The 21,580-nt window shown below is 69.0% G+C and carries 15 protein-coding genes and 1 pseudogene; 6 read left to right on the top strand and 10 right to left on the bottom strand.

Features of this window, described 5'->3' with window-relative positions; all coding sequences use genetic code 11:
• Positions 1 to 178 precede the first annotated feature (178 nt).
• From LEL84_RS11145 to LEL84_RS11135, 3 genes are read right to left on the bottom strand one after another with little or no spacing between them, the layout of a single operon-like run.
• Positions 179 to 1,084: an ABC transporter permease gene (locus tag LEL84_RS11145; RefSeq protein WP_226514081.1), complete on the bottom strand. Its 906-nt coding sequence runs from the start codon at positions 1,082 to 1,084 to the stop codon at positions 179 to 181.
• A complete protein-coding gene (locus tag LEL84_RS11140) occupies positions 1,081 to 1,851 on the bottom strand; it encodes an ABC transporter ATP-binding protein (RefSeq protein WP_004019156.1) in 771 nt (256 codons plus the stop codon). Before LEL84_RS11140 ends, LEL84_RS11145 begins: the two co-directional genes overlap by 4 nt.
• A complete protein-coding gene (locus LEL84_RS11135) occupies positions 1,851 to 3,182 on the bottom strand; it encodes an amidohydrolase family protein (protein WP_226514080.1) in 1,332 nt (443 codons plus the stop codon). The genes LEL84_RS11140 and LEL84_RS11135 overlap by 1 nt, the downstream gene beginning before the upstream one ends.
• Before the next feature lie 212 nt (positions 3,183 to 3,394).
• Between LEL84_RS11135 and LEL84_RS11130 the strand changes: the two genes are divergently transcribed.
• The 3 genes from LEL84_RS11130 to LEL84_RS11120 are packed head-to-tail and all read left to right on the top strand — an operon-like array spanning position 3,395 to position 6,356.
• Positions 3,395 to 4,054: a helix-turn-helix domain-containing protein gene (locus LEL84_RS11130; RefSeq protein WP_226514079.1), complete on the top strand. Its 660-nt coding sequence runs from the start codon at positions 3,395 to 3,397 to the stop codon at positions 4,052 to 4,054.
• A gap of 17 nt (positions 4,055 to 4,071) precedes the next feature.
• Positions 4,072 to 5,037: a PDR/VanB family oxidoreductase gene (locus LEL84_RS11125; protein WP_226514078.1), complete on the top strand. Its 966-nt coding sequence runs from the start codon at positions 4,072 to 4,074 to the stop codon at positions 5,035 to 5,037.
• The gene (locus LEL84_RS11120; RefSeq protein WP_226514077.1) at positions 5,034 to 6,356 is read left to right on the top strand and encodes an amidohydrolase family protein; all 1,323 of its coding nucleotides are present in this window, start codon (positions 5,034 to 5,036) and stop codon (positions 6,354 to 6,356) included. Before LEL84_RS11125 ends, LEL84_RS11120 begins: the two co-directional genes overlap by 4 nt.
• A 205-nt stretch (positions 6,357 to 6,561) precedes the next feature.
• Here LEL84_RS11120 and LEL84_RS11115 read toward each other — a convergent pair whose 3' ends face one another.
• Positions 6,562 to 7,038 (bottom strand): cupin domain-containing protein, encoded by a 477-nt coding sequence (locus LEL84_RS11115; RefSeq protein ID WP_226514076.1) that lies wholly within the window; start codon positions 7,036 to 7,038, stop codon positions 6,562 to 6,564.
• A gap of 164 nt (positions 7,039 to 7,202) precedes the next feature.
• Between LEL84_RS11115 and LEL84_RS11110 the strand changes: the two genes are divergently transcribed.
• Together LEL84_RS11110 and LEL84_RS11105 are read left to right on the top strand one after the other, a co-directional pair.
• Positions 7,203 to 8,309 (top strand): alpha/beta hydrolase, encoded by a 1,107-nt coding sequence (locus tag LEL84_RS11110; RefSeq protein ID WP_226514075.1) that lies wholly within the window; start codon positions 7,203 to 7,205, stop codon positions 8,307 to 8,309.
• 144 nt (positions 8,310 to 8,453) lie between these two features.
• Positions 8,454 to 12,707, top strand: a complete 4,254-nt coding sequence (locus tag LEL84_RS11105) for a non-ribosomal peptide synthetase (RefSeq protein ID WP_226514074.1) — start codon at positions 8,454 to 8,456, stop codon at positions 12,705 to 12,707.
• 78 nt (positions 12,708 to 12,785) lie between these two features.
• Here the strand turns inward: LEL84_RS11105 and katG are convergent, their stop codons facing one another.
• The 3 genes from katG to LEL84_RS11090 all read right to left on the bottom strand — a co-directional run bounded on the left by katG (position 12,786) and on the right by LEL84_RS11090 (position 16,711).
• The gene (gene katG, locus LEL84_RS11100; RefSeq protein ID WP_226514073.1) at positions 12,786 to 15,011 is read right to left on the bottom strand and encodes a catalase/peroxidase HPI; all 2,226 of its coding nucleotides are present in this window, start codon (positions 15,009 to 15,011) and stop codon (positions 12,786 to 12,788) included.
• A 46-nt stretch (positions 15,012 to 15,057) separates the two neighbouring features.
• On the bottom strand, positions 15,058 to 15,501 hold the full coding sequence (locus tag LEL84_RS11095) for a Fur family transcriptional regulator (protein WP_226514292.1): 444 nt from the start codon (positions 15,499 to 15,501) through the stop codon (positions 15,058 to 15,060).
• Between the two features lie 193 nt (positions 15,502 to 15,694).
• Positions 15,695 to 16,711, bottom strand: a complete 1,017-nt coding sequence (locus tag LEL84_RS11090) for a ferritin-like domain-containing protein (RefSeq protein ID WP_226514072.1) — start codon at positions 16,709 to 16,711, stop codon at positions 15,695 to 15,697.
• 266 nt (positions 16,712 to 16,977) lie between these two features.
• On the opposite strand from LEL84_RS11090, the pseudogene LEL84_RS24920 reads away from it, so the two are divergent.
• Positions 16,978 to 18,491, top strand: a pseudogene (locus LEL84_RS24920) (Mur ligase family protein).
• An 8-nt stretch (positions 18,492 to 18,499) separates the two neighbouring features.
• Here LEL84_RS24920 and LEL84_RS11075 read toward each other — a convergent pair.
• The 3 genes from LEL84_RS11075 to LEL84_RS11065 form a co-directional block, all read right to left on the bottom strand.
• Positions 18,500 to 19,933 carry a CHAD domain-containing protein gene (locus tag LEL84_RS11075; protein ID WP_226514071.1) on the bottom strand — a complete coding sequence of 478 codons (1,434 nt, stop codon included), beginning with the start codon at positions 19,931 to 19,933 and terminating at the stop codon, positions 18,500 to 18,502.
• Positions 19,934 to 20,022: 89 nt separating this feature from the next.
• On the bottom strand, positions 20,023 to 20,919 hold the full coding sequence (locus tag LEL84_RS11070; protein WP_226514070.1) for an MBL fold metallo-hydrolase: 897 nt from the start codon (positions 20,917 to 20,919) through the stop codon (positions 20,023 to 20,025).
• A 31-nt stretch (positions 20,920 to 20,950) separates the two neighbouring features.
• Positions 20,951 to 21,505, bottom strand: a complete 555-nt coding sequence (locus LEL84_RS11065) for a DUF6328 family protein (protein ID WP_226514069.1) — start codon at positions 21,503 to 21,505, stop codon at positions 20,951 to 20,953.
• Positions 21,506 to 21,580: the final 75 nt, after the last annotated feature.

The raw sequence follows: 21,580 nt of genomic DNA, 5'->3' as shown, positions 1-21,580 counted from the left end.
TGTCGACGACAGGGGACCCACCCGCTGGTTGAGCCGGCACCGAGCGCAGCGAGGAGCCGATACCCCCGCTGGTTGAGCCGGCACCGAGCGAAGCGAGGAGCCGATACCCCCGCTGGTTGAGCCGGCACCGAGCGAAGCGAGGAGCCGAGTCGAAACCACCCGGCGAGAGAGGATCAGGTCAGTTCTGGTACCAGCGTCCGACGATGCGGTTGCCGAGCCAGCCGAAGAACCAGAAGACGGCCACGCCGAGAAGTGAGGCGAGCACGATCGAGGCGAACAGTTCCTCGGCTTGCAGTCGTGACCGGTAGTTGTCGATCAGGATGCCGATGCCGGGATTGCCCTGCTTGAAGAAGAAGTCGCCCACGATGGCGCCGACGACCGACAGGCCCGCCGAGATGCGGAGACCGGCGAAGATGGCCGGCATGGCGGCGGGGAACTCCAGCTTCCGCAGGATGGTGACGCGGCTCGGATGGTGCAGGGCGAAGAGATCCCGCATCTGCCGGTCGACCGATTTCAGGCCGAACAGGGTGTTGGAGACGATCGGGAACAGCGAGATCAGTACACACACGAAAACCCGTGCACTGAAGCCGAATCCGAACCAGAATCCGACCAGGGGGACGAGCGCCAGGATCGGGACGCACTGCAGGACCACGGCATACGGGAAGAGGGCATTCTCCATCAGCCGCGACTGCGACATGATCACCGCCCACGTGATGCCGATGATCGCGGCGATCGCCAGGCCGGTCAACGCGACAGTCGCCGTGCGGCTCAGGGCCTCCCACATCGCCTGGGCGGAGTCGCCCAGCAGTCCGTCGGTGACGACCTGGTGCGGGGGCGGCATCAGGAATCGACGGCCGGGATCGAGCACCGCGTAGCTGACGAGGTACCACGCGCCGATGACCAGCGCCAGCACGACGAGCGGTGCGGCGACTCCGACCATCTTCGACCGGGAACGGCCCCGTCGACCCGTGCGCGCGGCCACGGCGAGCTCGGTGGTGGACCCAGGGTCGGGTGTACCGCCCTTGCCGGTTTTCGGGGCCCGCACGCCCGGGGCGGTCTCGGTGCCGGTATCGGGGGCGCTCATGAATGTGCCTCTCGGAGTGCGCGGGAGATCCGGCCGGCGATCGCGCCGAACTCCGGCTCGAAACGCAGATCGGGCGACCGGGGATAGTCGAAGGGGACCTCGATCTCGTCGACGATGGTTCCCGGGCGTCCCGACATCACCAGGACACGAGTGGACAGGAACGCCGCCTCGGCGACCGAGTGGGTGATGAACAGGCCGGCAAAGCGTTTGACGGCGAACAGCTCGGTCAGGTCGGTACCGAGCCGTTCGCGGGTCAGTTCGTCGAGTGCGGCGAACGGTTCGTCGAACAGGAACAGGTCGGGATCGAGCGTCAGCGAGCGGGCCAGCGACACCCGCATCCGCATGCCGCCGGACAGCATGTGCGGCAGGTGCTTGTCGAACCCGGTCAGCCCGACGGTTTCCAGAGCCGCGCGAACCCGCTCGCGCCGTTCGGCTTTCGGTGCACCATCGAGCTCGCCCAGCAGTGCGACGTTGTCGGCCACGGTCCGCCACGGGAGCAGGGTGGCGTCCTGGAACACGTAACCGATCCGTTCGGCACCGCTCTGCAGGTAACCGTCGGTGATCGTCTCCAGTCCCGACGACAACCGCAGGAGGGTCGACTTGCCGCAACCCGATGGGCCCACGACGCTGACGAACTCGCCCTCGCGCACGGTGAGGTTCACGTCGCGGAGGGCGTGGGTGCCGTCCGGATAGGTGAGCTCCACGTGTTCGAAGCCGACGAGCGGGTGACCGAGTGCCGGTCTGGGGGTCGTTGCTGGTGAACTCATCATCTCTCCATGCCGACGGGGGACAGGCCCAGCGGTGATGCTGCGGCTGAGGACATTTCGGCCGGCGATGCTGCTGCCGGGGACGTGAACGCGACCGGGAACGCCGTCCAGGTCGTGGACTCGGTGCGTGCGACCGGGGCTCCGTTCACGATCACGACCCGGTCGGCCGGCGCGGTGGCGATGACCTCGGCGAGATCGGCGCCGCGGATGGCGACGAGGTCGGCGCGGGCTCCGACGACGGGGCCCGCGGGCTCCAGTCCGAGCACGGCACGTGCCTCGGAGGTGACCAGATCCGTTGCGGTGTCCGGGTTCTGATGCGCCGCGGTGATCAGCAGGGCGGCGGTCTCGAGGGGGTCGGCCCGGCCCACGGGGTTGAACGGGTCGCGGATGTTGTCCGCACCGCCGGCGACGCGGACGCCGTGGTCGCGCAGCACGTCGATCGGCGTGATGCCTCGTCGCCCCGCGGACGGTCCGGATCGGCCCTGGAGGTACAGGTTCGTCACCGGCAGTGCGACGACCGAGACACGGGCCCGGGCGAGCGCCCGCGCGACCCGTTGCAGATCGTCGGCGGCCAGGGTGTCGAGGCGGCAACAGTGGCCGGCCGTGCGTATCCGGTCGTCGGGCCAGTCGGCGACGCGGTCGGCGAAGGCCTCGATGGTCAGGTGGTCGCCGTCGAGGAATTCATCGACGTGCAGATCGGCGCCGATACCGCGCGCTTCGGCGAGGTCGAGCAGTCTCGTGAGCTCGGCGAGCGGGTCGTCGGCGATGTGCGGGGCCCCGCCGACGAGGTCGACGCCGGCGTCGAGCGCGGCCTCGATGTGCGCGGTGGGCGTGAGTGGGCTCGCCAGGACCGCGACCTGGATGTCCATCAGTCCGCGCAGGTGCTCTCGGACCTCGGTGAGCACGCGGACGGCTCGCAGTGGGTCGTCGTGCGAGAGCACGTCGGCGTGGGTGCGCACCGCGGTGATGCCGTTGCGCAGCATGGACGAGGTCGCCCGGAGAGCGCGCGTCCGGAAGGACTGCTCATCGAGGGAGACACTGCCGGCCCGCCAGGAGGCGATCGCGGCGTTGAGGTCGCCGCTCGGCGGTGACAACTCCGGCCACGACAGGGCCTTGTCCAGGTGGGCATGGGGTTCGGCGGCGGGTGGGAGCAGCAGGTGGTCGCGGAGATCCAACCATTCGGCGGGATGCGGGGCATCGGGAGAGAACGGTGAGACGGCGCGGACGCGGTGGATACCGTCGGCGTCGGCGGACAGCTCGACATCGACCACTGACCCGTCGGCCAGTGAACCGGTGATGCCCGGCACGGGCGCTGTCTGCGGAGTCGGCATTGATGACACTTCCTCGAGGACATCGAAATGACGTGCGACGGTGCACGACTGGGTCGGTGGTCCCGCTGTGGCTGGGGTCGGCGGGGGTGGGGCGGTTCGTGATACTTGTTGATCACGTCAACACGTCCGAATATAGGAATGCGCTGTTGCCACGACGTTAACCAGCGCTGCGGGCGTGTAACCATCGGTTCTGCAGGAAGGGTGTGAGCCACATGGCGCTCGACGAGCCGGACGTCGCGCAGGTGTCGCTGGGTGCCGAGATCCGCCGACGACGTAAGCAGCATGGCCTCACGTTGACGAATCTGGCTGCGCAGGCCGGTATCTCGCATCCGTTCTTGTCGCAGCTCGAGCGCGGATACGCGCGTCCGAGCATGACGACCCTGGAACGGATCGCCAGGGCGCTGGACACCACCCAGGTCAGTCTGATGCTGGCCGCGGACCCTGCGCACGTGGCGGGGGCACCGTCTCCGGCACCCGTCGGGACGCAACTGGTGCGTGCCGGCGAGGGCGCGGTCCTTCCGCAGGCCGGCGACAACGCCGGATACGCCCGGTTGCTCGTTCGAGGGGACGCCGCGTTCTTCCCCCAGGAGCAGTTGTTGAACCGGCGGGACTACGGCGAGTACTTCCAGCACGAGCAGGACGAGTGGTTGCATGTCGTCGACGGCGAGGTCGAGGTCGACCTCGGCGACGGAAGTCTCCTCGAATTGCGAAGAGGCGACAGCCTTTACTACGCTGGCGGCATTCCCCACCGGTGGCGGCTCACCGGTTCCGAGGCCGCTCGGCTCGTCGTTGTCCAGGCGTCAACGCAGGTGTCGGAGATCCGCGACGGTGGGGGTGGTTCCCGTGGCTGGGAATCCCGGCGGAGATCGTAATACCTAGGAGATCTCCGATGTCTGTGTCAGCGAACGACCTTCGAGATGGACTGCGTGTCCGTGTGGTGTCACGGCGCCGGCTCGCCCGTCGGGTGGACGAATTCGTCCTCGCGCCGGTCGGTGTCGCCGCGCTGCCGTCGTGGACCGCTGGATCGCACGTCGATCTGCACACACCGGCCGGCCCGGTCAGACAGTACTCGTTGTGTTCCTTCCCTGACGACACGAGTACGTACCGGATCGCCGTCGAGCGGCGGATCGACAGCCGGGGCGGTTCGGACTCCGTGCACGACGACATCCAGGTGGGCGGCGAGGTGTGGATCAGCCCGCCGCGCAATCACTTCGCGCTGACACGTGCACTCGGTTATGTGTTCGTGGCCGGTGGTATCGGCATCACCCCCGTCCTCGCCCTCGTCGACGAGGCCCGCCGTACCGGGCGGCCGTGGCGGCTCGTCTACGTCGGACGGTCCCGGGCGGAGATGGCCTTCGTCGACGAGATCGAACCCAGGTACCCCGGACTGGTCACGATTCACGAGTCGGCCCACTCGGGGCGCCTGGATCTCGGTGGCGTCTTGGCCGGGCTCGCCCGCGGCACCGCCGTGTACACCTGCGGACCGCCGTCGATGCTGGAAGCCGTTGCGCAAGTGTGTGAGCCGCAACCGGCCGTGGATTCGTTCGCCGAGAAGTTCACCGCCACGACGACGCAGTCCGCGGCTGACGCGGAGTTCGAACTCTCCCTTGCCTTCTCGGGCGTGACGGTGACGGTGCCGCAGGATCGCACCATCCTCGACGTCTTGGACGGACGTGGGGTGGTGGCGCCGTCGTCGTGCCGCGAAGGTGTCTGCGGAACCTGTGAGACGGGGGTGGTCAGCGGCGAGGTGGACCACCGCGACTCGATCCTGTCGCCGGAGGAGCGGTCCGAGAACGAATCGATGATGATCTGCGTGTCGCGGTGTACGAGCGGTCGTCTGGTGCTCGAGCTGTGACGGTCACGGTGCTCACCGGCGCCGTGGCGGTCCTACGTGACGCGTCGATGGTCACGCGCGATCCGGTCGTGGTCGACGACCGGCGGATCGGGGCCGCGGTCGGCGGCCGGGCCGCCGCGGACGAGGTCGTCGACGTCTCGGGGTGCGTCGTCACGCCCGGTCTCGTGAACGCGCACCACCATCTGCTGCAGACCGCGTTCCGGTCGCGTCCGGAGAGCCGGTCGGTACCGATGCCGCAGTGGCTCGGCCTGATGGCGCAACGCTATTCATCGGTCGGTGTCGACCCCGAGCTCGTCGCCGCGGCAGCGGCTGCCGGGCTCGCGGAGTCCCTGCTGTGCGGTGTCACTACGGTCGCTGACCATCATCTGACCTGGCCCGGTGGTCAGGACCCGGTCGCGTTGGCCGGAGGGACCATCGATGCCGCCGCACGGGTCGGTGCGCGATTGGTCTTCGTCCGGGGCACTGCTCGCGACGACCCGCAAGCCGCAGCCGCATCGGTCGAGGACATCCACCGAACACATCTGGGTGCGGGGGCAACCGGCACGAGCGCGGACGGGATGCTGCAGCTGGCCGTCGGCCCGTCCGGCGTGCACAGCGACGGGCCGGAGACCTTCGCGACGCTCGGCGAGGTCGCATCTCGACTCGGCCTGCGTCGTCGTACGCAGGCGAACGAGCAGGTCGATGTGCAGGTCGCCGCGGAACGATATGGGCGGCGCCCCCTCGAGTTGCTCGACGAGTGGGGTTGGCTCGCCGACGACGTCACGCTGGCGCATCTGTGCGAGATCACCGACGACGAAGTGGCTCTGGTCGCGCGATCGGGAGCGTCTGCGACCCACGCGCCCGGGTGCGACGTGCCGATGGGATGGGGCGTCGCGCGGGTTGCGGCGCTCGTGTCCGCGGGTGTGCGGGTGGGACTCGGCACCAGCGGCGGCGGGAGCAACGATGCCGGGCACCTACTCGCCGATGCCCGCCTGGCCGTTCAGGTCTCGGGATTGATCGGTGAACCGGTCACCGCCCGTGCGGTTCTCGCGATGGCATCCGAGGGTTCGGCGGGCGGTCTCGGCCGCACCGAGCTGGGGCACCTGCGGCCCGGTGCTGCCGCCGACCTCTGCGTGTGGGACTGCTCGGACGTCTTCGACGCCGGGGTCACCGACCCGGTCGACGGCCTGCTGTGGGCCGGCCCGGGCCGGCGACCCCGCGACGTCATGGTCGCCGGCCGGTGGGTGGTACGCGACGGAGAACTCGTGACCGCTGATTCACGTTCGCTCGCAGCCGAACTCCGTACGTTGCTGGACCAGCGGCAGCGTTCTGCTCCCTGATCCGAAAGAACCACAGAACCGCTGGCCCGTGGGGTGCAGCGACGGCCTCCTTCTGCTCCCTGTGGTGCGAGCGAAGCGAGCCACGAAGGGCTTCGCAACATGCCTCACCAGGCCCTTCGTGGCTCGTCGCTATCGCTCCTCACACCTCAGGGAGCAATGGGGTCGCTTCTTTCGGATCAGCAAGCAGGGGCTGGCTCGCCCGCCGTCAGGAAGTGGCCGTCGCACACGGCGGTGCGGGTGCGTCCTCGGACAGCGGCTTGTTCAGCGGCATGAGGTACAGGACGACAAGCACGACAGGGGTGCTCCCGAGATTGGTTCCCTCGTGGGTGTTCGCCTTGCCCCCGGGTTCGGCGATGATCTCGCCGGTCCGGTACACCACCGGCTTGCAGTCGGAGCCGGGGTGGGTGAGGGTGCCCTGCCGGACCAGTCCGTAGAGCGGGCCGTCGTGATAGTGCCACCCGGTGGTGCCGCCGGGGGCGATGGTGATCTCCCGGACCTCCACGTGTACGCCGTCGGGCACGAAGGGTAGGAGGTCGGCCGGGATGTCCGCCTTGGCCAGGCTGACCGCCGAGATTCCGGACGAGGGCGTGGAATTCGCCGTCCCCGACGACATCGTGAGCGGCGTCAGGAGAGCGGCCGCGGCGGCGAGCGTCGCGACGGCGGTGCGCAGGAGTGGTGTCATCGTCCGACCGTACGTCGGGCCGACCCACCTCATACCCGATTCGTCCGATTCTGTTGTGCAACAGTCCTGGACGATTGACCCGAACGGTCCTGGGTACAGAGCGGTGTGCATACGATGACGGGACCGAGTCGGTGATGATTCGGTACGAACTCGAGGAGCCGCGGATGTCTCGCTTGCCGAATGTCGTGGTCGTCGGCGTCGGCGTCGGCGTCGGCGTTGCCGTCCTGTCCATGTTGATGGGCGTGGCGGGTGTGCTCGTGCCCTCCGCGGGATCTGCGTCGGCGGACACCCTCACCGGTGTCCGATACGCCAAGGCGACGGCCGGCGCGCCATACCGGGAGACCTGGGTGTCGCCCCGCAATCTCGTGGTGTCGGTGTGGTCACGGTCGATGCAGACCCAGGTCCCGTCGCTGGTCCAGACGCCCGCGAACCGGAACCAGGCCGCACCGGTGATGTACCTGCTCAGCGGATCGTCCGGTGGCGAGGACAACGACGACTGGACGCACGCCACCGACGCCAACGCGTTCTATGCGAACAAGAACGTGTGGACCGTGGCCCCGATCGGGGGCGCGGCGAGCTACTACGCCGACTGGCGGCGCGTCGACCCGGCCGCGAACTTCCGGTTCGGCGTGAAGACGTCACGGCCCCTGCGGTGGGAGACCTTTCTGACCTCGGAGCTGCCCGCCGCCTTCGAGAACGCGCACGGGGGACGATCCGGCCCGGGACGCTCGCGCGGGGTCGCGGGGATCTCGATGGCGGGTACTGCCGTGCTCCGGATCGCCGAGAACCACCCCGGGTTCTACCGTGCGGTCGGTTCCTATTCGGGATGCGCCGACACCGCGTCGCCCACCGGGCAGTTGCTGTTGCGCAACGTGGCGTTCGTGCCCGGACTCGCCGACGCCAGCAACATGTACGGCCCGCCCGGCGACCCGCAGTGGGCAGCCCAGGATCCGGTGATCAACGCCTACAAGTTCGGGCGTCGCACCCCCGCCCTGTGGATCAGTGCGGCGACCGGATTGCCCGGTGCGCACGACAATCTGTCCGACCGGCGGATCGCCGGCAACGTGGGGGAGCTCGCCGAACAGGTCGCGGCCGGCGGATTCGCCGAAGCGACCGCACGATCGTGCACGGTGACGATGGCAAACCGCCTCGCCGCGCTGCGCATCCCGGCCGTCGTCCGGCTCCCGGCGACCGGTACGCATTCCTGGGGGTACTGGGAGGACCAGATGCATGAGTCCTGGCCGATGTTCGCCCGCGCGCTCGGGGCGTGACGCCGCGGGAGATGCACCGCGGACGGCGGTCGTCGTCGACCGCCGGACCTCGCATTTCAGCGTCCGTTCAACTCGACGCACCTACGGTCGGGGCGTGATCTCCGGGCACGGCTCCACCCGACGAGGCCCAGGGGGCGATCCGCGATGACCGTGACCCGGCGCGGCCTGTGGCTCTCGCAACTGCTGCATCCCGAGGTCTCGCATGTCGTCGCGTTCGGCCTGACCCTGAGCGGCCGGCTCGACGCCGAACGACTGCATCGCACGGCCGGTGCCGTGCTCGACCACGTCGGCTGGTACGACGTGCGTCTGAGCCCGAATCGGTCGCCGGCCGACGGTCATCCGCACCCCCTGCAACCAGCCGGTTCCGGACTGGACCCGGTGGAGTGCGTGGACCTGTCCGCGTGTGCCGACCCGGCTGCCGAGAGCGAGGCGCGTGCGCAGCGTTTCCTCGACGACCCCGCAGGCGCCGATCTCGGACTGCCGTTGTTCCGCAGCGAACTGCACGTCCTCGCTCCCGACTCCCACCGGTGGATCGTGCGGGTGCATCACGTGCTCACCGACGGCGCCGGCGTCCTGCGGGTCATGGCGCACGTCGCCGCTGTCTACGCGGGTACTGCGCGACCGGACGAGATGCCCCTCGCCGACGACCCCGAACTCGAGGCCGAAGAGGAGAGGTACCGCGGCTCGCGACGCCGAGGGGCCGACGAACAACACTGGGCCCGACGACTCGACGGCCTCGCGCCGTCCCTGCTGGCCGGTTCCATCCCGCATTTCACGTCGTCGATCACGCGCGTCACCGAAACCCTGAGAAGTCCGCGCACCGCATCGTCGGCCGAGTTCGTCACCGCGTTCGCGGGCCTGTGCGCCCGGCTCCTCGACGCCCCGGACGTGGGATTGAGTCTCCCGGTCGCGGCACGTACCTCGGCGGCACGTCTCCGGGCGGTGCAGCCTGTCTCGAACGTCGTGCCCCTGCGCCTCGACGGAATCGGCGACCGCGACGCCGGGCAGGCCCTCTCCGCGGTGTCGTCGGCCCTGATCGAGGCACTGCGCCATCAGCGCTACCCTCGCGAGGACATGCTGCGGAACCAGCACGGGCTCAACGGCTTCGGTGCGGTGGTCAACCTCTTGCCGGGTTTCGGGCCGCCCGCTGTCGACGGCTTGCACTGGGGACTCGAGGTGATGCGGACCGGACCGATCTCCGACGTCGCGGTGACCCTGCACCCCGCCGATCAGAACGGTCGCCGGGCGGTGACCTGGGAAGCCCCGGACGCCGTCGTCGACACCGATGCGCTGGCCACCCTCGCCCGACGTTTCGACCGATACCTCACCGCCACGCTGCGCGAACTGGACGGTGGCCCAACGGTTCCCGACGATTCGGTGTTCGTCGACGGGGAGTGGGAGCGGTTTCGGTGCCGGAGCGGACCACCGGCACCGCCCTTCACGCCGACCGTGAGCCACCTGGAGGACCACCGTTCGGCGGACCCGGAGGCCATCGCGATCATCGACGGTGAGGTGTCGGTGTCCCGACGCGAGTTCGCGCGCCGGGTCGTTCGCGGGACCCGGTTGCTCCTGGAGGCCGGGGTCGGTGCGGGCGACCGCGTGGCGGTGTCCATCGAGCGGTCGGCCGCCTCCGTTGTCGCGTTCTGGTCGGTGCTGTGTGCGGGCGGCGTATGGGTGCCGGTCGGCGATCCGTTCGCACCGGACGCGAGAACGAGGGATCTGCTCGATCGCTCCGGCGCCAAGGTCGGATTGTGCGTGCCGGGCGCCCCACACCCGGGCTCGATCCGGTGGCTCGACCTCGAGCACGACGACCCCGGCTCTCCGATCCCCGATCGGTGGCCGGGTTTGGAACGCGGGCCCGACGATGCCGCCTACCTGCTGTTCACGTCGGGTTCCACCGGAACGCCCAAAGGCGTGATCATGCCCCACCGCGGCCTGCCCGCCCTTATCGCGGAGATCCGACAGACGTACGCTCTAGCACCCGGGTCACGCATCCTGCACGCGTCGTCCCCGACCTTCGACACCGGGATCGTCGAGATGCTGTGCGGGGTCGTCTGTGGGGCGACAGTTGTCGTCGCGCCCAGGTCGGCACCCGGCGGTGATGCTCTGGCACAGCTGATCCGACGGCATCGCGTCAGTCACCTCATCGTCACGCCGTCGGTCCTCGACACCCTGCCCCTGGATCTGGCCGAGGATCTGGTGCAGGTGATCATCGGTGGCGAACCGCCGTCGCCGCGGGTGGTCGACCGCTGGTCGGGTCGCGTCCGGCTGCGGAATGCGTACGGACCCACCGAAGCCCGGTGCAGCATCAACATCTCCGCTCCGCTGCTGCCGGGCGAGGCGATCACCGTGGGCCCGCCGATGGTCGGAGTCGACGAGGCGGTCCTGGACCGCCTCGGCCGGCCACAACCTCCCGGGGCGATCGGCACGCTCCACTGTGCGGGACCGCAATTGGCCGACGGCTATCTCGACGATTCAGCGTCCACTGCGGAGGCCTTCGTGCAGAGCACGTTCTCGGCCGAGGAGGTGATGTACCGGACCGGCGACCTGGCCCAGTGGACCGAGGCCGGTGAGATCCGACTGCTCGGACGCCGCGACGGACAGATCACCCTGCGGGGCTTGCGAATCGAACTCGCTGAGATCGACGCTGCGCTCGGACGATGCACCGACGTGCGGAGTTCCGCGACGATTCTGCGCGAGTTGCCGTCGGGCCGTACCGCTCTGGTGTCATTCGTCGTGCCGCAGCGAACCGGAACGGATGTCGACGCACCCGGGCTGCGTCGCGCGGTCGCCGGTGTCCTGCCGTCGTACATGGTGCCCGCGCTCATCATCGGCATCGACGCGCTACCCCGCACCGGCAACGGCAAGCTCGACGTCGGAAAGCTGGTGGACCACCCGCTCCCCGGTCGCCGGTCGGTGCGCGGACCCGTCGGCTCGCACGAGACCCTGCTGGTTCGGGTCGTGGGCGAGGCGCTGGGCACTGATGAGGTCGATCTGTTCGCCGGCTTCCTCGAGCAGGGCGGCGACTCCCTGGCGGTCATGCGGGTCGTCGGATCGCTGATCGCGGCAGGACATTCCGAGATCGGGCCCGACGACGTGCTCACCGCGCCCGACCTGGAGACGCTGGCCGAGCGGATGGTCGAGCCGGTCCGCCCGGACGACACCGTACGGCGACCGGCCGCACCGGACGACGATCGTCCGCTCACGTCCGCAGAACGGACGGTCGAACGCGCACCGGGACACCCGCACGGGCAGCTGGTCCGCGTCGGATGGGTTCCACCCGAGACCGGGCGGCCCACCGCTCCCGAATTGCGAGAATTGCTCCGCGCGTTGGCCGATCGGCACCCCGCCCTGCGGTCGAGCTATCCGGACACCCCCGCCGGGCCGGTCCAGCGGGCGCTGGCCGGCGGCGCCGACGCAGCGGTCGAGGTTGCCGTGCAGGTGGTTTCGGGCCCAGACCCGAACCCGGGACGCGAGAGCCTACGCGCACACGCCGAACAGATGTCGGCGTCGCTCGATGTCCGGACCGCGCCGCCGTTCTGCGTGCGGATCCTGGCGGATGCCGACGGCGGTGTGATGGCCGCGGTCGCGGTGTTCCATCACATCGCGGTCGACGGGCACTCGCTCGGAACGCTGGCCCGAGAGGCGGACCTGCTCGCCCGCGGAGTGGATGTCCCTGCGGTGCAACCCATCTCGCCGCACGCACCACGCACTGACGACGACATGGACGGCCGGTCGTGGCACCAACTGCTCGGTGAGTCGCCCGCGGGGTCCTTCACCCTGGACGGGTTGGACCCCGTCTCCTGCGCGCAGTCCACGGCGGTTCGTCGCCGGGCTCTCGTCGACGCCGACGTCTACGCACGGTTCCGTGCCGGTGCGTCCGAGCAGGGCATGACCCCGTTCGAGGCATTCGGGAGATCGGTGTCGGAGGCGCTCGCGCGACTGACCGGACAAGACCGGGTGATGGCGGCCACCGCGGCGTCGACGCGGCCGGCGGGCGCCGAGGACACCGTGGGCGACTTCGTCGTCGCTGCGGTCACACCGCTCGACGCCCGCGAGGATGTCCGCGGCTCGGTCGAGCGCACCCGTCGGTGCATCGCCGCGGCGACCGGGCCGATGGAGGACGTGCTGGACGTACTGGGCCGGCCGGTCGTCGACGGGCGCCTCTTCCCGGTGCCGGTGCTGCTCGGCTGGACCCCGACGATCACCCGGCCGAGCGTGGGCGGTCACCTGTACGTGTTCCCACCGCGGACCACGCGATGGATGCTGCAGATCGAGGGCTCGCCGACCGCACACGGGGAGCTGCAGGTCCTGGTGACCGGCGCGGCCTCCGCGCTCACGGGGCCCCGTGTCGAGCAGGTGCTCGCCGAGGTCGTCGCGTGCCTGCGCAAACGGTGATTCGAGAACCTCACCGGCAGAGCAGAACACCCCGCGGGCGAGGTGCCCGCGGGGTGTTCTCGATCGTGAGATGACGGATCAGGCCAGATCGAATCGATCGTTGTTCGAGACCTTCACCCACGCCTTGACGAAGTCGTTGACGAAACGCTCCGCCGAGTCGTCCTGCGCGTAGACCTCGGAGAGCGCGCGCAGCTGCGAGTGCGAGCCGAACACGAGGTCGGCAGCCGTTGCCGTCCACTTCTTCTCGCCGGTGGCGCGGTCGGTTCCCTCGTAGACGTTCTCGTCGGAACCGCTCTTCCACTCGGTGTTCATGTCGATGATGTTGCGGAAGAAGTCCGTCGACAGGACGCCGGGCCGGTCGGTGAACACGCCGTGCTTGCTGCCACCGTAATTGGTGTCGAGCACGCGGAGACCACCGACGAGGACGGTCAGCTCCGGCGCGGTGAGGTCCAGCATGTAGGCACGGTCGAGGAGCAGCGACTCCAGCGGAGTCTTCTCGCCGTCCTTGCTGAAGTTGCGGAACCCGTCGGCGCGCGGTTCGAGGACCTCGAATGAGTCGACGTCGGTGCTCTCCTGCGAGGCGTCCGTACGGCCGGGGGTGAACGGCACGGTGACCGGGAAACCGGCTGCCTCGGCGGCCTTCTCGATCGCCGCCGCACCGCCGAGGATGATGATGTCGGCGAGCGAGACCTTCTTGCCGCCCGATGCCGAGTCGTTGAAGTCCTTCTGGACCTGCTCGAGTACCGGCAGCACCTTGGCGAGCTCGCCGGGCTCGTTGATCTCCCAGTTCTTCTGCGGCTCGAGACGGATGCGGGCGCCGTTGGCACCGCCCCGCTTGTCGGTGCTGCGGAAGCTGGCCGCCGACGCCCAGGCCGTCTTGATGAGCTGCGTCGGGGACAGCGCGTCGAGCAACGTGCCCTTGAGAGAGGTGATGTCGTCGGCGTCGATCAGTTCGTGATCGACCGCGGGCACCGGGTCCTGCCAGATCTGCGGCTCGGGAACCCACGGGCCGAGGTAACGGCTGACCGGACCCATGTCGCGGTGCAGCAGCTTGTACCACGCCTTGGCGAAGGCCTCGGCGAGCTCCTCGGGATGGTCGAGCCACCGACGGGTGATGTCGGCGTAGATGGGGGACTCGCGCAGGGCGACGTCGGTCACCAGCATGGTGGGCGCGCGACCGGGACCGCCGAACGGATCGGGGATCGTGCCTGCTCCCGCACCGTCTTTCGCGACGTACTGCCAGGCCCCCGCGGGGCTCTTGGTGAGCTCCCATTCGTAACCGTAGAGGTTCTGGAGGAATCCGTTGCCCCACTGGGTCGGGGTGGAGGTCCAGACGACCTCGAGACCACTGGTGATCGTGTCCTCGGCCTTGCCCTTGCCGTAGCCCGACTTCCAGCCCAGGCCCTGCTGTTCGATCGGGGCGCCCTCGGGCTCGGGTCCGATCAGGTCGGCGTCGCCGGCGCCGTGGGTCTTGCCGAAGCTGTGGCCGCCGATGATGAGTGCCGCGGTCTCCTCATCGTTCATCGCCATGCGACCGAAGGTCTCGCGGATGTCCTCGGCGGCGGCGATCGGGTCCGGCTTGCCTTCGGGGCCTTCGGGATTGACGTAGATGAGACCCATCGTGGTGGCGCCGAGGGGCTGGGCGAGCTCACGTTCGCCGGAGTAGCGCTTGTCGGTGCCGAGCCAGGCGTCCTCCGGGCCCCAGAACACCTCCTCGGGCTCCCAGATGTCCTCGCGGCCGAAGCCGAAGCCGAAGGTCTTGAAGCCCATGGACTCCAGTGCGACGTTACCCGCGAACACCAGCAGGTCGGCCCAGGACAGCTTGGTGCCGTACTTCTGCTTGATGGGCCAGAGCAGACGACGGGCCTTGTCCAGGTTGGCGTTGTCCGGCCAGCTGTTCAGCGGGGCGAACCGCTGAGCGCCCTGACCGCCGCCGCCGCGGCCGTCGAAGATGCGGTACGTGCCGGCGGCGTGCCAGCTCATGCGGATGAACAGGCCGCCGTAGTGGCCGTAATCGGCGGGCCACCAGTCCTGCGACGTGGTCATCAGCGAGACCAGGTCGGCCTTCAGGGCCTCGACGTCGAGCTTCGCGAATTCCGTTGCGTAATCGAAGTCCTCACCGAGCGGGTTGGACAGCGAGGAATGGGCGTGCAGGATCGAGAGGTCGATCTGCTCGGGCCACCAGTCCTTGTTGGTCAGCGGCGCATGCGCTTTCGGCTTCGGCGAGGGGATCGCCGGATTCTCGCTCTCGCTGGCACTTGCGGTGTCGGCGTCGGAGTTGGGCGGGCGGCTGTCGGAGGTCACGACATTCCTTTCGAGGGGACTGACAGGCTGCGATCACGGGAGGTGATCAGGTCGGGGCCTTGCTGAGGCAATCGGGGCACAGGCCCCAGAAGATGACCTCGGCCTCGTCGAGTGCGAAACCGTGGTCTTCCGAGGGGGTCAGGCATGGGGCTTCCTCGATTGCACAATCCACGTCGGCGATGACACCGCAGGCGCGGCAGACGACGTGGTGGTGATTGTCTCCGGTGCGAAACTCGTAGCGCGACACCGAACCCGAGGGTTGGATGCGGCGGATGAGCCCGCGCTCGGTCAGGGCGTGCAGCACATCGTAGACGGCCTGACGTGAGACGGTGGGCAGGGTTTCGCGTACCGCATGATAGATGGTGTCCGTGTCGGCATGCGGGTGCTTGTCGACGGCGGCCATCACCGTCACCCGAGGCTGGGTGACACGAAGATCTGCGGCCCGGAGTTGCTGGGCATGGTCCGATGTCGATGCCACGTCCCCCACCATAGGGGCGTCACCGCCACTTCGCACGGTTTTTCTGGATCTGATCCAAATTCGTGCAAAGGTGGGTGGGGCCGACGCCAGTTGTCGTGTGTCGTTGCGTCTGGCGCTACGTTTCGCGACATCTGCAGATGCTTCCGACAGGCCGACGGCCGCCATCAGGTCGATGGCGGCCGTCGGGGTCGGTCGGTTCGGCAGATCAGCTGTCGATGCCGACCAGGTCCTTGGCGATCTCGGCGAAGCGGATCTCGACCGCGGAGACCACGCGCTGGCGGTTCTTGTGTGCCTCTTCGTAGGCGAGGGTGACCCGCAGGTCGGCCGGCTTGGTCAACTCCTTGACCGCGGCCACCGCGTCGGTGACGTTGAGGTCGACGTAGCCCTCGATCGGGAGGTCTTCCGCCTCAACGGTTCCGGTGATCTCGCGGAGCTGGTGGAGCGCGTCGGCGGCACCCTCGGCGCCGCTGTCGCGGGCACTGTCCTCGACTGCCTCGAGGGCGGCATCACGGCCGGCGGCCACAGTCTTCGAGACCGCGGCACCGGCGTTGCTGACGGCGTCACCGGCTCGCGAGGCGGTCTCGGTCGCGTCGTCGACTGCTCGTCCGAACCGGCTGCGCAGGGTCTCCACGGGGTCGGGGAGTTGGCGGGCGAACTCGGCGGTGCGGTCGATCGCCCACGATGCGCCGAGCGCCGGGGCGGTCAAGGCGCGCGCGGCGAGGCCGCTCGCCCACTGCGACGGGCCGCGACGCAGGGCGGCCGGGCCGCCGAGAGCCTCTTCGGCGAGGACCGTCGTGAGCCAGTGGACGGTCGCCGTGTGGGCATCGATGAGCTTGTCGGCCAGGCCGACGAGTGCCTGGTCCTCCTGGCCGGTGGCCAGGGCCTTGAGATACGTGGCGCGTGCCACGAGTCGCTGCTCTAGTGCAAGGTCGTCGAGCAGGGCCTCGTCGAGCGGTTGAGTCTGCTCGGCCAACGTCTTGGCGACGGCACCGACACGGCCGAGTACCGGCCGGACGACATCGACGAGTCCGCCACGGTCACGCAGGGCGTTCTCGATGGTGAGTGCGCGCTCGCGGGCGTTCTCGGCGTTCTGGGCCAGTTCCTTGCGGATCGCATCGGTTCGGGCCTGGGCCTGCCGGGTCTCGGCGATCTGGATCTCGGTATGCGTCAACGCGAGGATCGCGCGAAGTTGCTGGTGAACGGTGGTGGTGGAAACGGTCATCGGTTCTTGCTCCCCTCTTGAACGGGTTGGATCGGCTACACCCCGAGTGTTGCCACGACGAGGGCAGATGTAACACCCCGGTGCGAATCAACCCGGCGCGCCGACTCGAACACGTTGAGCCACAGCGGGTTCTACAAATTGTGAGGCGCGTCACAACAGCCGATGAGGGCGTGCGCTATGACCGTTTGCCGAGACTTGTGTGGTCGGGGCCGGCCGGACCGTACGTCGAGGTTTGGATTCGCCCTCGTCACGGGTACGTCGCGGCGATGGACCCGAAGCGGCGTGTTCGCCACGCGGACCCCGACCCGGGATCTGGCGTGACCGTCGCGCAACTCGCCGAACATCTCGGCACCTCCGTCGTGGGCGACACCAGAGCCGAGTCGGCGGTGGTCCGCGACATCGACGACGATTCCCGCACGGTCCGTCCCGGGGATGCGTACCTGGCCATCCCGGGCCGCCGCTGGCACGGACTCGACTTCGAGCGGGACGTGGCCGCGGCCGGTGCCGTCCTGGTGATCAGCGACCGCCCGTCGTCGGTCCTGCCTTCTCTGGTCGTCGACGGACCTCGCCGCATCATGGGGCCGCTGACCTCATGGTTCCATGGTGAACCGTCACGTGATCTGCGGATCTTCGGTGTCACCGGCACCAACGGCAAGACCAGCACGACCCACTTCGTAGACGCCGCCCTCGCGGCGACGGGGGAGGCGGGCGGGCTCATCTCCGGTGCGCGGATCCGGGGCCCCGGGTACGACGTCGTGCCCGCCCGCACGACGCCGGAGGCGCCCATGCTGCAGCGGACCCTGGCGACATTCCGGCGCCATGGCGTCACCTGCTGCGCGATGGAGGTCTCCTTGCATGCGATCGATCAGGGAGGGTCGACGGCACCGCATTCCGCGTGATGGCGTTCACCAACCTGTCCGACGACCACCTCGATTATCACGAGTCGATGGAGGGGTACTTCGCGACCAAGGCCGCGATGTTCACGCCTGAGCGGACGCAGATCGCAGTGGTCGACATCGACGACCACTGGGGTGTGCGTCTGGCTGCCGGGACCACGACGGAGACCTGGACGTGCTCGACTCGACGCACGGACGCCGACGTCGTCGCCACCGACATCCGGGCCGGGCGTCTCGGCGCCGAGTTCACCGTCCACACGCCACACGGGCGATCCCGGGTCGGGCTGCAGGTGTTGGGGCCTCACCAGGTCGGCAACGCTCTACTGGCGCTCACCGCCGTGGTGGCGGACGGCGTCGACCTCGCCGCTGCGGCCGAGGGCGTCTCCTCGGTGACCGGCATCGCCGGACGGTGCGAACCCGTGCATGCCGGACAGCCGTATCGCGCGATCGTGGACTACATGCACAACACGGCGGGACAACACGCGATGTTCCCCTACCTGTGGTCGTTGACGGAGGACGGTCGGCTCATCGCCGTGGTCGGGGCAACCGGCGGACGCGATCCAGGGAAACGAGAACCACTGGGACAGGTCGCGGCGCGTTACGCGGACGTCGTGATCGTCACCGACGAGAGCCCCGAGGACGAGGACCCCGGCGAGATCAGGGCCAGTGTGCTGCGCGGCGCGCACCGGGAAGCGTCGGCGGTCGTCATCTAGGAACCCGACCGGCGGAGCGCATTCTCGACGGCCACGTCCATGGCCGGTGACCGCAACGTGGTCGTGATCACCGGCCGGGGCAGCGACACCTTCCGCAGGTACGGGACCGAGACGTCGTTCTTCGACGATCACACCGAGTTACGGCGCGCGATCCTCGACACGTCGAACTGAACGGGCGATCACTTCTTGCCGGACAGAACGGCGTCGCGGGCCGCGGCGGCCGCATGGAGCTCGCGCTGATACAGGATTCCGTAGGTGAAACCGTTCTCGCCCTTGCGGATTCCCGCGGCAGCGCCCAGTTCCCGCAGGGCGCGGGCGGCAACGGCGGCATCCTGGTGTTCCCCCAGGACGGTCTGGATCTTCTTGTAGCGCTTGGCCTGCGCACGACCGATCGACCCGACGACGGGCGTGGCCAGCTCACCGGCGTAACGGGCCCGCTTGGCCGCCTTGCGCGCCCGATGCAGATCTTCCTCGTGCCCGGAGGCGAGGGCTTGCTTCAACCGCTTGTCCGCCTTGCGCGCCGCGCGGGTGGCGATCTGACGGACCTGCTTCTTCGAGATCTGGTCGTCGACGAGCGGGACTGCCTCGTTCCAGGTCGTGAGGGTCGACAGCAGCCGACGATACCGGTCCGATGTCATCTCGGCGGCGACGTTCTCTCGATGGTGATGCTGCTGAGCGGAGAGTTCCTCCTCGATCCGGGCCGCCACCGGTCCGAGCACCAGCTCGTCGGGCAGTTCGGCGAGGGCAGTGGCGAATCGTGCGCGCAGGACCTCCCGGTCGCGCACCTCGCCGAGAACCCCTGCGAACCACCGCAGTTCGTCGTCGAGTCCCACGAGGTCGCTCGGCTCGAACAGCGGTGCCGCGGTCCGCAGCGTGCTCCGGAGACGGCGGATGGCGACGCGAACGCCGTGCACCGGGTTCTCACCGCGACGCAGCGCGACATCGCCGGCGAAGATGGTCGCGATCTGCTCGTGGACGTAGTCCAGTGCGGCGGCAGCGGCCGGCGACGCCGAGCCGGCTCGGTGCGGTGCCTCGTGACCGATGGCGCGCTCGTACGTCGACGACGCCGACGCCGGACGCGCGCCGGCCCCGACCATCCGTTTGCGTACACCCTTGGGCACCGCATCCGACGAGGAGCGCACCGCGACCTCGCGCCAGGACGTGGCGGTGGCGACCGGGCCGGTGGCGGTTGCGGAGACGGTGTCGTCGATCACCTCGTAAGCCGTCTCACCGTTCGCGTCGAGATGGCGGTGGCGGGTTCGGTGCGTGTGGACGATCGCCGCGACGCGAAGCGGTTTGCCGCCGCTCAGCCCCCAGAGGGCATCGGCGATCGTCGGCGGAACGGCCGTCGAGGGGGCGTCGATTCGTTCGGTGATGACCTCACCGGGGGAGGGGGTGACGACCCGCCAGCCGGCCGGACGCTCGTCCCCGTCGTCCCCGTCGACGTAGACGACCGTGGTGCCGTGCGCGAGCAGGTCCCGGTCCTCGGTGTCGTAGTACGTGTCGCTGAAATCCGTCGACGTGATCTCGACGTCGCCGGGGTCTCCGAGGTCGGGGATGGCGCTGTCCAGACCGAAGTCCCAGGTGGCTGCGCGGGTGGTGTCGGTGTGCACTCCTCGCTCCTCACTCTCGCTGTGTCGCTGACACACCGAGGGTGTCCGAATCGGACATTCGGTAAACGTCGCGGAGCGGAACGATCGCCCTACGAGCGGTGGTAGACGCCGTCCTCGGAACGCGTGACCTGGCCGTGGCGCAGGAGCCGTTCGAGGTGGAGTTCGGCTGTCCGTTTCTCCACCGCGTCGACGAAGGGCAGCTGGACATGCGGGCGATATACAAGCCGCTCGGTGGCGATCCCCTCGACCGTGAGTGGGCGGCGCAGCAACTCCAGCAGGCGTTCTTCGCGTCGATGGATGACGGCCTCGTAGTCGGCGAGACGGGAGCGGAATTCGTGGGCGCCGGTGACCACGCCCTTCTGGTGGAAGGTGCCGTACCAGCGGGCGTCGATGTCGCGCACTCGCGCGATCGACGCGAGGTAGTCGTCGACGCTGCTCCCCAGGTCGCCGTACATCGGTCCGAACGAGGTGAGGTCGATGTCGGCGAGATAGAGAAAGCCCGTGGGTTCGACGAGGATGCCGGAATGCCCGGCGGTGTGCCCGGGCAGGTGGACGACCGTCGCGGTGACCCCGCCGAGTTCGAAGGCGTGTCCGTCCTCGACCCCGGCGGTCTCGGGGAAGCCGGACGTCAACCGGAAGGTGTCGCCGATCTGGGCGTCGACGCCGGCCCTCTCCTCGTCGGTCAGTCCGTAGTTGTCGAGAAGGACCTGCAGGGATCGCACGCCGTCGACGTCGGCGTGATGGGCGAACTTGTCCGCGGAGAAGTGCCGGAGGCCGGCGATGTGGTCCTCATGTGCGTGACTGATCATCACCGCGTCGGGCTGCACCGGGTCGTGGTCGACCTCGAGGGAGGGATCGACCACCAGGGTCCCGGCGGAGCCGCGGACCACGACCGTGTTGCCGTAGGGAAACGCACCGCCATGCGATGACGCGAGCACGGTCACCTCGTCGTAGCGGTTCTCGATGAAACTCGGTGCGAGGGTCACGTCGTCTGCGTACCCCGGCGGGGGAATGCTGTCAACGGCGGGGTTCGTCGACGGAGTCATCCCGTGCGCCGGTCACCGCGCGAAGCCGCAGCGGCACGATCAGCCACGCGAGAGAGAACGTCACGAGGGTGATGATGCCCGCGACCGCCGACGGGACCGGTCCGGCGGTCGCTCCGAAGACGACGGTGACCGCACCGGACAGCGCCAGGCCGAGCAGGGTGAGGCCGGCGAAAGCCAGATAGTGCGCGTAGGTGACGATCAGCGCGAGCTGGTGTTGACGGAACAGCGCCCGGTGCAGGGCCACGGGTGCGGCCAGCAGGATCGCCGCACCGACCGCGCACGACACGGTGATCAGGTAGATCACGCGCAATGAGCCGCCGAGTTCTTCGAAGCCGTCGTGGAATGGAAGGGTCAGGAGGAACCCGGTCAGGATCTGCACTCCGGTCTGCACGACGCGGAGCTCCTGGAGGAGCGAATTCCAGTTGCGTTCCAGCCGTTGGGTTTCGGTCTCGTCGCGTTGGGCGCGATTCCACTCGTCGTCGCCAGAGCCGGGTCTGGTGGGGTCGAGGTCCGACGGGCTAGTCATTTGCTCATCGTCGCACCACGGGGTCTCGTCGAGCGGTGCGGCGGAGTCTCGAAGCGGTCACTGCGCGGGGCGGGT

It is taken from the genome of Gordonia sp. WA4-43 (assembly GCF_020520305.1).
GTDB lineage: Bacteria > Actinomycetota > Actinomycetes > Mycobacteriales > Mycobacteriaceae > Gordonia > Gordonia hongkongensis.
The sequence above is the reverse complement of the archived record's forward strand: the minus strand, read 5'-3'. Positions and strand labels throughout refer to the sequence as shown.

Bases quoted from the DNA above. Each gene is read 5' to 3' on its own strand.
- LEL84_RS11135 (WP_226514080.1), bottom strand. From the start codon at position 3,182: ATGCCGACTCCGCAGACAGCGCCCGTGCCGGGCATCACCGGTTCACTG.
- LEL84_RS11090 (WP_226514072.1), bottom strand. From the start codon at position 16,711: ATGACCGTTTCCACCACCACCGTTCACCAGCAACTTCGCGCGATCCTC.
- LEL84_RS11095 (WP_226514292.1), bottom strand. From the start codon at position 15,501: ATGGTGGGGGACGTGGCATCGACATCGGACCATGCCCAGCAACTCCGG.
- LEL84_RS11130 (WP_226514079.1), top strand. From the start codon at position 3,395: ATGGCGCTCGACGAGCCGGACGTCGCGCAGGTGTCGCTGGGTGCCGAG.
- LEL84_RS11105 (WP_226514074.1), top strand. From the start codon at position 8,454: ATGACCGTGACCCGGCGCGGCCTGTGGCTCTCGCAACTGCTGCATCCC.
- LEL84_RS11140 (WP_004019156.1), bottom strand. From the start codon at position 1,851: ATGAGTTCACCAGCAACGACCCCCAGACCGGCACTCGGTCACCCGCTC.
- LEL84_RS11110 (WP_226514075.1), top strand. From the start codon at position 7,203: ATGTCTCGCTTGCCGAATGTCGTGGTCGTCGGCGTCGGCGTCGGCGTC.
- LEL84_RS11115 (WP_226514076.1), bottom strand. From the start codon at position 7,038: ATGACACCACTCCTGCGCACCGCCGTCGCGACGCTCGCCGCCGCGGCC.
- LEL84_RS11145 (WP_226514081.1), bottom strand. From the start codon at position 1,084: ATGAGCGCCCCCGATACCGGCACCGAGACCGCCCCGGGCGTGCGGGCC.
- LEL84_RS11125 (WP_226514078.1), top strand. From the start codon at position 4,072: ATGTCTGTGTCAGCGAACGACCTTCGAGATGGACTGCGTGTCCGTGTG.
- LEL84_RS11065 (WP_226514069.1), bottom strand. From the start codon at position 21,505: ATGACTAGCCCGTCGGACCTCGACCCCACCAGACCCGGCTCTGGCGAC.